9 protein-coding genes are annotated in these 10,915 nt (G+C 55.5%); 6 read left to right on the top strand and 3 right to left on the bottom strand.

The annotated features are described in order from the left end of the window. Positions 1–59 precede the first annotated feature (59 nt). Genes lptD through apaH form a run of 6 tightly spaced genes read left to right on the top strand, consistent with a single transcriptional unit; the run spans position 60 to position 6,873 of the window. On the top strand, positions 60–2,435 hold the full coding sequence (gene lptD / locus ACO6VX_RS19410) for an LPS assembly protein LptD (RefSeq protein WP_010671814.1): 2,376 nt from the start codon (positions 60–62) through the stop codon (positions 2,433–2,435). Between the two features lie 54 nt (positions 2,436–2,489). Further along, a complete protein-coding gene (gene surA, locus ACO6VX_RS19415; RefSeq protein ID WP_010253800.1) occupies positions 2,490–3,785 on the top strand; it encodes a peptidylprolyl isomerase SurA in 1,296 nt (431 codons plus the stop codon). Beyond that, positions 3,775–4,767 carry a 4-hydroxythreonine-4-phosphate dehydrogenase PdxA gene (pdxA, locus tag ACO6VX_RS19420; protein ID WP_187496056.1) on the top strand — a complete coding sequence of 331 codons (993 nt, stop codon included), beginning with the start codon at positions 3,775–3,777 and terminating at the stop codon, positions 4,765–4,767. Before surA ends, pdxA begins: the two co-directional genes overlap by 11 nt. Further along, entirely contained in the window at positions 4,760–5,581 is an 822-nt protein-coding gene (gene rsmA, locus ACO6VX_RS19425; protein ID WP_003854805.1) for a 16S rRNA (adenine(1518)-N(6)/adenine(1519)-N(6))-dimethyltransferase RsmA, read from the top strand. The genes pdxA and rsmA overlap by 8 nt, the downstream gene beginning before the upstream one ends. Positions 5,582–5,584: 3 nt before the next feature. Then, positions 5,585–5,962 carry a Co2+/Mg2+ efflux protein ApaG gene (apaG, locus tag ACO6VX_RS19430; protein WP_003854807.1) on the top strand — a complete coding sequence of 126 codons (378 nt, stop codon included), beginning with the start codon at positions 5,585–5,587 and terminating at the stop codon, positions 5,960–5,962. 53 nt (positions 5,963–6,015) lie between these two features. After that, the gene (apaH, locus tag ACO6VX_RS19435) at positions 6,016–6,873 is read left to right on the top strand and encodes a bis(5'-nucleosyl)-tetraphosphatase (symmetrical) ApaH (protein WP_010253765.1); all 858 of its coding nucleotides are present in this window, start codon (positions 6,016–6,018) and stop codon (positions 6,871–6,873) included. 33 nt (positions 6,874–6,906) lie between these two features. On the opposite strand, the gene ACO6VX_RS19440 is transcribed toward apaH, so the two are convergent. The 3 genes from ACO6VX_RS19440 to ACO6VX_RS19450 form a co-directional block, all read right to left on the bottom strand. Then, complete coding sequence (locus ACO6VX_RS19440; RefSeq protein WP_422458275.1) at positions 6,907–8,790, bottom strand: PhoX family protein; 1,884 nt, start codon at positions 8,788–8,790, stop codon at positions 6,907–6,909. Between the two features lie 90 nt (positions 8,791–8,880). Continuing rightward, on the bottom strand, positions 8,881–9,363 hold the full coding sequence (gene folA, locus ACO6VX_RS19445) for a type 3 dihydrofolate reductase (protein WP_010253752.1): 483 nt from the start codon (positions 9,361–9,363) through the stop codon (positions 8,881–8,883). Between the two features lie 234 nt (positions 9,364–9,597). Then, a complete protein-coding gene (locus tag ACO6VX_RS19450; RefSeq protein WP_010253747.1) occupies positions 9,598–10,737 on the bottom strand; it encodes a porin in 1,140 nt (379 codons plus the stop codon). Positions 10,738–10,915 lie beyond the last annotated feature (178 nt).

Here is a 10,915-nt window from a genome sequence, read left to right on the forward strand (position 1 = left end):
TAGTCTCTGACCCGATTGTCGGCATGATGCCAGTTTTCATGGAATTCTCGATACCGCGTATGAAAAAACATATACCTACCCTGCTGGCCACACTGATCGGCGCAGCCATTAGCCAGCAAGCCTTTGCCGACGATTTGATGTCGCAGTGTATGTTAGGCGTGCCGAGTTATAACCGCCCGCTGGTGAATGGCGATACGAATCAGATGCCCGTCACCATTCACTCCGACGCCGCCAAAGGGAACTATCCCAACGATGCGGTATTCACCGGTAATGTGAATATTGAGCAGGGCAACAGCCGTATGCAGGCGGATGAAGTCCAGCTTCATCAGCGTCAGCAGGAAGGCCAGACCGCGCCCGTACGTACCGTCGATGCGCTGGGTAATGTGCACTACGATGACAATCAGGTCATCCTGAAAGGTCCGAAAGCCTGGTCAAACCTCAACAGCAAAGATACCAACGTCTGGAATGGTCAGTACCAGATGGTAGATCGTCAGGGACGCGGCGTCGCAGATCAGATGAAGCTGCGCGGCGATAACCGCTACACCATTCTGGAAAACGGTACCTTTACCTCCTGTCTGCCCGGCTCCAACAGCTGGAGCGTGGTGGGTTCAGAGGTGATCCAGGATCGCGAAGAGGAAGTGGCGGAGATCTGGAACGCCCGCTTTAAGATCGGATCCGTTCCGGTGTTCTACAGCCCCTATCTGCAGTTACCGATTGGCGATCGTCGCCGCTCCGGTTTCCTGATCCCGAATGCAAAATATGGCAGCAACAACGGCTTTGAGTTCACGCTGCCCTATTACTGGAACATCGCGCCGCAGGCCGATGCGACCATCACGCCGCACTACATGAGTAAGCGCGGCATGCAGTTTGAAAACGAATTCCGTTATCTGACCACGCTGGGTGCGGGTCTGGTTGAATTCGACTACCTCGGCTCGGACAAACAGTACGATAACGACAAAGCGGTGCGTGGCATCGCCGAAAATGACAGCTCCGATCGCTGGCTGTTCTACTGGCGTCATGCCGGTGTCTATGACCAGAACTGGCGTTTCAACGCGGACTACACCAAGGTCAGCGATAAGTACTACTTCAACGATCTCGACTCGAAGTACTACAGCTCGACCGACAACTACGCCACGCAGAAATTCAGCATCGGCTATGCGGACACCAACTGGGACGCTACGCTCTCCACCAAAGATTTCCAGGTGTTCGGCGATACCACCAGCAATAACGTCTACCGCGCCATGCCGCAGCTGGACGTCAATCTCTATCAGAACGATATCGGCCCGTTTGATGGCCGGGTTTATGCCCAGGCGGTGAAGTTCACCAACGTCAGCAGCCGCTATCCCGAAGCGACCCGTTTACATGTTGAGCCAACGCTGAACCTGCCGCTGTCAAACGGCTGGGCCAGCCTGGATACCGAAGCGAAGTTCCTGGCGACCCACTATCAGCAGACTGACGTTGATTTCTATAACAACGCTGCCAATGGTCTCAGGGGTGATAAGAGCGGCGAACTGGATGAGTCTGTCAACCGCACCCTGCCGCAATTTAAAGTTGATGGTCGTCTGGTGTTTGACCGCGATATGAACTCGGCGGTGGGTTATACCCAGACGCTGGAACCGCGCGTGCAGTACCTTTATATCCCGTATCGTAATCAGAGCAATATCTATCCGTACGACTCAACGTTGCTGCAAACCGACTACACCGGTCTGTTCCGCGATCGTACTTATAGCGGCCTGGATCGCATCGCTTCCGCCAATGAAGTGGCTACCGGCGTCACCTCGCGTATTTATGATAACGATCTGGTTGAACGTTTTAACGTTTCTGTAGGTCAAATCTACTCGTTTACCCCTTCTCGTACTGGTGTGAATCAAACCAGTAAAGAAGATGATACCGGCAGCCTGATCTGGGCTGGCGATACATACTGGAAAATCAGCGATCGCTGGGGCGTCCGTGGTGGACTGCAATATGACACCAAACTCGACAACGTCTCCCAGGGCAATACCGTACTGGAATACCGTCGTGATGCCGACCGCATGGTGCAGCTGAGCTACCGTTACAGCAGCCCGGAGTATGTTGCGACCGCGCTGAACGATAGCAGCCTGGTCACGAATCCTATCTACAAAAATGGGATTTCACAGGTAGGTACTACGGCCAGCTGGCCGATTGCCGACGCATGGTCTGTGGTAGGCGCTTACTACTACGATACCCGCAACACGCGTCCGGCTTCACAACTGGTTGGCCTGCAATACAGCTCATGCTGTTACGCTATCCGGGTCGGTTACGAACGCAAAATTAACGGTTGGGAAAACAACGACAGTAAGTATGACAACCAAATCTCATTCAACATTGAGCTGCGTGGTCTGAGTCCGAACTATGGCTTAGGCACCAACGATATGCTGCGTCAGGGCATTATCCCTTACCAGCCTGCTTTCTGATGTTGTGATGTTTGACAGGCAATCCCGCAGTGCGGAACCAACAATGGATAAAGTATGAAGAACTGGAGAATGCTGATTCTTGGTGTGGCAATCAGTGCCAACACCGCGTTCGCAGCACCACAAGTCGTTGATAAAGTTGCAGCCGTGGTCAATAACGGCGTGGTTCTTGAGAGTGACGTGGATGGCATGATGAGCACCGTTAAATCTCAGGCCCAGCAGGCTGGTCAGCAGTTGCCGGATGATAAAACGTTGCGCCATCAGATTCTGGAACGTCAGATCATGGACAACATCATCCTGCAGATGGGTGATAAAGCGGGAATTCAGATCAGCGACGAGCAGCTGGACCAGGCTATTCAGAACATCGCTGCGCAGAACAAGATGAGCCTTGATCAGCTGCGTAGCCGTCTGGCTTATGACGGCATGAACTACAGCGTGTATCGTTCTCAGATCCGCAAAGAGATGACTATCGCCGAAGTGCGCAACAACGAAGTGCGTCGTCGTGTCACGATTCTGCCGCAGGAAGTGGATACGCTTGCTACCCAGATCGGCTCTCAGAACAGCCAGGGTACTGAACTGAACGTCAGTCATATTCTGCTGCCGCTGCCGGAAAACCCGACGCAACAGCAGGTTGATGAGCAGGAAACGCTGGCGAAACAGCTGGTTGGCGAACTGAAAAATGGCGCTGACTTCGGCAAGATGGCCGTGACCTACTCTGCCGACTCCCAGGCGCTGAAAGGCGGCAACATGGGCTGGGGTAAAATCGAAGAGTTACCGACCCTGTTTGCTCAGGCACTCTCAAGCGCCAAAAAAGGCGATATCGTCGGGCCGGTGCGCTCTGGTGTGGGCTTCCACATCCTGAAAGTGAACGACCTGCGTGGCGAGAGCAAAAATGTCTCGGTCACCGAAGTCCATTCGCGTCACATTCTGCTGAAGCCATCGCCGATCCTGACAGACGATCAGGCACGCGCACAGCTGGAGCAGATTGCTAACGATATCCGCAGTGGCAAAACCACCTTTGCGGCGGCGGCTAAACAGTACTCTGACGATCCGGGTTCGGCGAACCAGGGCGGCGACCTCGGCTGGACCTCTCCGGAAGTCTTTGACCCGGCGTTCCGTGACGCGCTGCTGCGCCTGCAGAAAGGCCAGACCAGCCAGCCGGTTCACTCCTCTTTCGGCTGGCATCTGATTCAGTTGCTGGATACCCGTCAGGTGGATAAAACCGATGCGGCCCAGAAAGAGCGTGCTTACCGTATGCTGTTTAACCGTAAGTTCGCGGAAGAAGCGCAGACCTGGATGCAGGAACAACGTGCCAGTGCCTACGTGAAGATTCTGGATGGCAATGCGCAGTAATGCCCGTGTGGTGATCACGACCGGCGAACCTGCCGGGATTGGTCCTGATCTTACCGTTCAGCTGGCCCAGCAGTCGTGGCCGGTTGAACTGGTGGTCTGCGCCTCGCCTGCCCTGTTGCAGCAGCGTGCGGCGCAACTCGGTCTGCCGCTGACCCTGCGGCCCTACCAGCCTGATGTGGCAGCCGAGCCACAGCAGGCGGGTACACTGACTATCCTGCCAATTGAAACGGCAGCGCCGGTCACACCCGGCGAGCTTTGCGTCGCCAACAGCGACTATGTGCTGGCCACGCTGACGCGCGCCTGCGACGGTTGTCTCGACGGTGAATTCGCTGCCCTGATTACCGGCCCGGTGCATAAAGGCGTGATTAACGATGCCGGCATCGCCTTTACCGGCCATACCGAATTCTTCGCCGATCGCGCAGGCGGCCATCGGGTGGTCATGATGCTGGCGACAGAAGAGCTACGAGTCGCACTGGCCACCACCCATCTGCCGCTGAAAGATGTGCCCGCTGCGGTAACCCGTGAATGTCTGCATGAAGTGATTACGATTCTGCATCGTGATCTGCAGCAGAAGTTTGCGATTGCCGAGCCGCATATTTATGTCTGTGGTCTTAACCCTCATGCCGGCGAAAGTGGTCACATGGGTCGGGAAGAGATCGAGACCATCACGCCGGCACTCAATGAACTGCGTCAGCAGGGCATTAATCTGACCGGCCCGCTGCCTGCGGATACCCTTTTCCAGCCCAAATATCTGCAATACGCCGATGCGGTGCTGGCGATGTATCACGACCAGGGCCTGCCGGTACTCAAATTTCAGGGGTTTGGCCGGGCGGTAAATATCACCCTGGGCCTGCCCTTTATCCGGACTTCAGTTGACCACGGCACCGCGCTTGAACTCGCTGGCCTGGGTCAGGCTGAACCGGGCAGCTTCATCACGGCGCTTAACCTCGCCATCACTATGATCAAGAGCAGTAATGAATAATCGCGTCCATCAGGGGCACTACGCCCGTAAACGTTTCGGGCAGAACTTCCTGAACGATCAGTACATTATCGACAGCATTGTCTCCGCCATCCATCCTCAGCGCGACGAAGCGCTGGTGGAGATCGGCCCAGGCCTGGGTGCCTTAACCGAGCCGGTAGGCGAACGCCTCGATAAATTAACGGTGATAGAGCTGGACCGCGATCTCGCTGCGCGTCTGGAAACGCATCCATTCCTTGGCCCGAAACTGACTATCTTCCAGCAGGATGCCATGACCTTCGACTTCGCCGCGCTGGCGCAGGAGAGAGGCCAGCCGCTGCGGGTATTTGGTAACCTGCCGTACAATATTTCGACCCCGCTGATGTTCCACCTTTTCAGCTATACTGGTTCGATCAAAGATATGCACTTCATGCTGCAGAAAGAGGTGGTTAATCGTCTGGTTGCCGGTCCGGGTAACAAGACTTATGGTCGTCTGACAGTGATGGCGCAGTACTACTGCCAGATCATTCCGGTGCTGGAAGTGCCTCCGCACTCTTTCACGCCACCACCGAAAGTGGACTCTGCCGTGGTGCGTCTGGTGCCGTATGCCGAGCCGCCGTATCCGGTCAGCGATGTGCGTATCCTGAGCCGTATTACTACTGAAGCGTTCGGCCAGCGTCGTAAAACGCTGCGCAACAGCCTGAGTCACATGGTGGCCGCCGGTGCGCTGGAAGAGTTATCCATAGATCCAACCCTGCGTGCCGAGAACGTCTCGGTGGCGCAATATTGTCAGCTGGCGAACTGGCTGGCGAATCATCAGGGAAAATCGCAGGAGTAAGTCATGAGTGAAACGGCCCGCGTCTCCGTCCATGTGCAAAGCCAGTACGTCGCCTCACAATCCTCACCGGATGATGATCGCTACGTCTTCGCCTATACCATTACGATACGCAATCTGGGCCGTTCCTCAGTGCAACTGCTGGGACGCTACTGGTTGATTACCAACGGTAACGGCCGCGAAACGGAAGTTCAGGGTGAAGGCGTGGTCGGTGAACAGCCGCTTATCGCGCCAGGCAATGAATTTCAGTACACCAGCGGTGCCGTGATCGAAACACCGATGGGCACCATGCAGGGGCACTATGTGATGGTCGACGAACAGGGCGACACCTTTCACGTAGAGATCCCGGTGTTCCGCCTCGCCATTCAGACCCACATTCATTGATTCACACGCTTTTTGCCCGTTAAGTCGGGCACCTTCCTGATGGATAAAACGTTATGAGCACATACCTGATTGGCGACGTTCACGGTTGCTACGATGAATTACGTGCATTGCTGCAACAGGTCGACTTCAATCCTGAGCAGGATACCCTTTGGCTGACCGGCGACTTAGTAGCGCGCGGTCCCGGCTCACTGGAAGTCTTACGCTACGTAAAATCGCTGGGCGATGCGGTGCGTCTGGTGCTGGGCAATCACGACTTGCATCTGCTGGCGGTCTACGCCGGCATCAGCCGTAACAAGCCTAAAGATCGCCTGACCCCGTTGCTGGAAGCGGATGATGCGGATGAGCTGATCAACTGGCTGCGTCGTCAGCCGCTGTTACAGGTTGATGAAGAGAAAAAGCTAGTGATGGGACACGCCGGTATCACGCCGCAATGGGATATTGAGACCGCGAAAAAGTGCGCGCGTGAAGTCGAAGCGGTTCTCGCCAGCGACAGTTATCCGCTGTTCCTGGATGCCATGTATGGCGACATGCCGAACAACTGGAGTGAAGATCTGACCGGCCTGGCGCGTCTGCGCTTCAGCACCAACGCCCTCACCCGCATGCGCTACTGCTTCCCTAACGGCCAGCTGGACATGATCTGCAAAGATGCCCCGGAATCGGCGCTTCCGCCGCTGAAACCCTGGTTTAACATTGAGGGGCCGGTCGCACGTGACTACACCATCGTCTTTGGTCACTGGGCCTCGCTGGAAGGCAAAGGCACGCCAGAGGGCATTATCGGGCTGGATACCGGCTGCTGCTGGGGCGGAACGCTGACCCTGCTGCACTGGGAGACACAACGCTATGTAGTGCAACCCTCTAATCGCGAAAAAGCCCTGGCCTCCAGCGACAGTCTGGCACCGCCCACGCTATAACGGCGATGCTGGCCATCAGGCCAGCATCCTGTTTTATGCGCCGATAATGCCGCCATCTTCACGAGTGATCATAATCACCGACGACCGCGGACGCGGACTGTTGTCTGGGAAGTGCGAGTCACCCTCTTCGCCGGGATGCTGCACATTCACGAACAGCGTTTTGTAATCGGGCGTGAAGGTAATACCGGTCAGCTCGCACGATTTTGGACCGACCATAAACCGGCGGATCTCGCCACTATCAGGATCACCCACCAGCATCTGATTATTCCCCTGCCCCTTATAATCCTCTTTGTTGCTGTATTTGCCATCGGTCAGGATCCATAACCGCCCCTGCGCATCAAACCCCAGCCCATCCGGACTGTTAAAGGTATTCTCCGCGGTGATGTTCGGTGTGCCACGATAGATCCCCTCAGGATGCACTATCGGGTTGCCACACAGCGCATAGATATCCCACTCAAACGTCTGCGCGGTAGCATCGCCCTTCTCATCCCAGCGAATAATCTGACCGTAGATATTTTTTGGCCTCGGATTCGCTGCATTGACCGGCATGCCTTCATTTCCGCGCTTGTTGTTGTTGGTCAGAGTGCAGTAGGCACGGCCGTCATGCGGGTTAACCGCAATCCACTCCGGCCGGTCCATTCGCGTTGCGTTGACCACATCTGCCGCGGCACGCGCATTGATCAAAACATCTGCCTGGCTATTGAATCCCTTTTCAGCGGTGAGTCCATTTTCGCCCCACTTCAGCGCCAGCCAGCGCCCGGTGCCTTTAAGCGGTGTGCCCTGCGCATCGCCGTTGAACTGCGCCACATAGAGCGTGCCCTTATCAAGCAGTCCGTGATTGGCTTTAGCATCATCCGGAGTGACCTTGTCATCTGAGACAAATTTATAGATATACTCGCCGCGCTCGTCGTCGCCCATATAAACCACCAGCTGGCCGGTTTTCGCGACCGTCACGGCGGCATTCTCGTGCTTGAAGCGGCCCAGCGCGGTCCGCTTTACCGGCACGGAGTGAGGATCGAAAGGATCGATTTCGACAATCCAGCCGTGACGGTTGAATTCGTTGGGATTCTTAGCGATATCGAAGCGGGGATCAAAATCGGCCCAGTTGCGCTCCGGCTCAGCGGCATTCAGGGTATAGCGCTTCTGCTGTGGGGTCGGCGTAAAGTCCGCCTGATGGGTGCCAAAGTAGGTGTCGTAGTTCTCTTCACAGGTGAGATAGGTGCCCCACGGCGTTTTGCCGTTGGCGCAGTTACCAAAGGTGCCCAGGACATTCATTCCCTGCGGATCGGCGGCAGTCTGCAGCGCTTTATCCCCCGCTGCCGGACCGGAAAAGCGCATCGGGGTATTGGCAGTAATGCGGCGGTTATAGTCAGAAGGACGTACCACCTGCCAGCGATTGTCCTCACCCCGTTTGACTTCAACGATGGAGATACCATGCGCCGCCTGCGACTTTTTGACATCTTCCAGGCTGGTCGCTTTACTGCCGCCGTGGGCGAACAGCGTCGGCTCATTCACATATTCATTGTTAATCGCCATCACGCCGCGATGGTCATTAATCGCGAAGAAGCTCATACCGTCGTTGTTGTCACCGAACTGCTTTTCCTGATCTTCGGCGCTGTTATTGCCCTGCGGATCAAACGCGGCTGCGCCATTCACCAGCGGATCACCCCAGGAGATCAACACGTCGGCGCGATAGCCGGGGGCCACCACAATCTCATCGGCCGTGGACGCGGCAATCGCCTGAAAGCCCAGCAGTGGACTGCCCGCAGGCTTCTCCTGCGCCAGTGCGCTGCCCGAGAGCGTCAGGCCGCCGCTGAGAAAGCCGGTCAGGCCGATAGCACCGGAACCGGCAAGGAATTTACGACGCAGTGGATCAGGCAGCCGGTCAGTGCTTAATGCGGAGAGTTCGATTTTCATTAGTGATTGCTTCCTTTGTGTCGATCCCAGAAAAGAAGCAATGCTAATGAATAAAGATGACAGCCAGGTTACAGCCCGGCAGGGGTGGGATTAGCGACGACGGTCAAGGATCTCAAAGCAGTAGCTGTGGGAATTTTGCTCGTCAGCGTCGTGGAATTCGCTGAACGTTGACTGCCACTCATCCGGCTCGTAATCCGGGAACTGCGTATCACCTTCCACTTCCGCATCAATGTGCGTCAGATAGAGACGATCGGCACGCTTCAGCATCTGCTCATAGACGCGGCCACCGCCAATCACCATGATCTCTTCAGCGTCACCGGCTGCCTGTAACGCCTCATCCAGCGAAGTGACCCAGGTAACGCCTTCGGTGGTGCCCGGCTGGCTGCTGACCACGATATTCAGTCGGCCAGGTAACGGACGGCCAATAGATTCAAAGGTCAGTCGGCCCATAATCACCGGTTTCTTCAGCGTATGGCGCTTGAACCACGCCAGATCTGCAGGCAGGTCCCACGGCATGGCGTTCTCCATTCCAATAATGCGATCTGCTGCTAATGCCGCGATAAGACTAATCATGTTAACCACTCACTGAAAAAAATTGGCGCCATGATACGTAAAGGTGAAACTTTCGTCGATAGGGGGAAAGGTCTAATTGCGTAAAGCTTTTCATGACGTCGTTTTTCACGGCCTGTGCAGCGTTTTTCACCGCCTAATCGCGTCAGTTTGCCGCAGCTCGCCAGCGATCGGCCTCAGGCTGGCACAAAAGTCGTGCGCAAAAGAAAACGGCTCCCGGAGGAGCCGTCAGGGTTATCAGAAGTCGTAGCGCAGACGCACCAGATTCATATCACCCAGGTTATCGGTGCTGGAGGTAAACACATGTTCGTAATCGACACGGAAACCGTAGTCGAGGAACAGCACCACACCCAGACCGTTGTCGATGCGCTGATAATCACGGCCTGTCGCATACTCAATGCGATCGCCCATGACATACGGCTGTACCGCTTTCAGACCATACTGCCCCACCGGAATCTTGTAACCGGCGAAATATTCAATGCCCCACGCGTCGCCGGCAAAGTAGTCATGCACATCTTTGCGTTTGGTGGTCATGAAGTTCTCATACCAGCCACCGCCGGCTGACAACGTCCAGTTACCTGGGGTCCAGCTCAGCGCGGTGCCGTAAATGTTCTGATCGTAATCGCGGCTGTCGCCGTTGTTCGGGTTACGCATCGCCGCGCGGGTGTAGTTCCACGCCGTGCCCCAGCTCAGATCGTCCGTGATGTGGTAGTCCACACCCAGCGAGCCGCCGCCTTTGCGCTTATAGCGCAGGCCGTTGCCTGGCAGATACTCGTTATCTTCGAACAGATAAGAGGCGTAAAGATCCGCATCGCCGAAGCTGTTTTTATACTTCAGCTGTTTGCGTGAGCGGTAAGATCCGTCGTAGTCGCCATTGATCCCGTTACCCGGAGCCTGGCCGACCATGTCGTAATCCCAGATATCGGTCTTGGCGCCCACGGTATCGTAATAGACGCTGTTCTGCTGACCAAAGGTAAGCTGGCCCCAGGTTTTGCTTTTCAGACCGGTGTAGAGCTGACGACGCGTGGTGTTATTGGCACCGTCCGCATAGTGACGATCCCAGCTGAAGACCGCCGGGACGTTAACGCCCAGCTCGTAGTAGCTGATCCAGCTGACGTCATCAAACAGGTAGTAGTCAGCGCCGAAACGGAAACGGGTGCCGCCGTCAAAACCGTCGCGCTTGTAGGATTTGTCATCCACGCCGGTCTGATGATTGAACTGAGCACGAATGCTGCCGCCAAAAGTAAAGTTAAGACGGCTAAGCGGATCGCCTGCCTGCGGATCCTGTTTTAACAGGGTAATTTCCGCCTGGCTGGCGAAAGGAAGAATTGCCATCAGTGCAGCCACTGCACTCAGAGAAAAAGTACGCATTTTCATTTTTTATTTATGTCCTGATACGCTCCAGTGATGAGCGGCAGGCATAGTACTGACGAAAAATCCGCACAGGAAGTGTTTATATTATAAATTTGTGCGAACCGGCCTTATTCGCACCTATAGCTAAAAAATTAAGCCAAATCAGTGACTTTAACGCAAACTCTTTGCTTTCCCTGAACCA

The organism is Pantoea sp. BJFS-204, assembly GCF_049310725.1.
Taxonomy (GTDB): Bacteria; Pseudomonadota; Gammaproteobacteria; order Enterobacterales; family Enterobacteriaceae; genus Pantoea; species Pantoea agglomerans.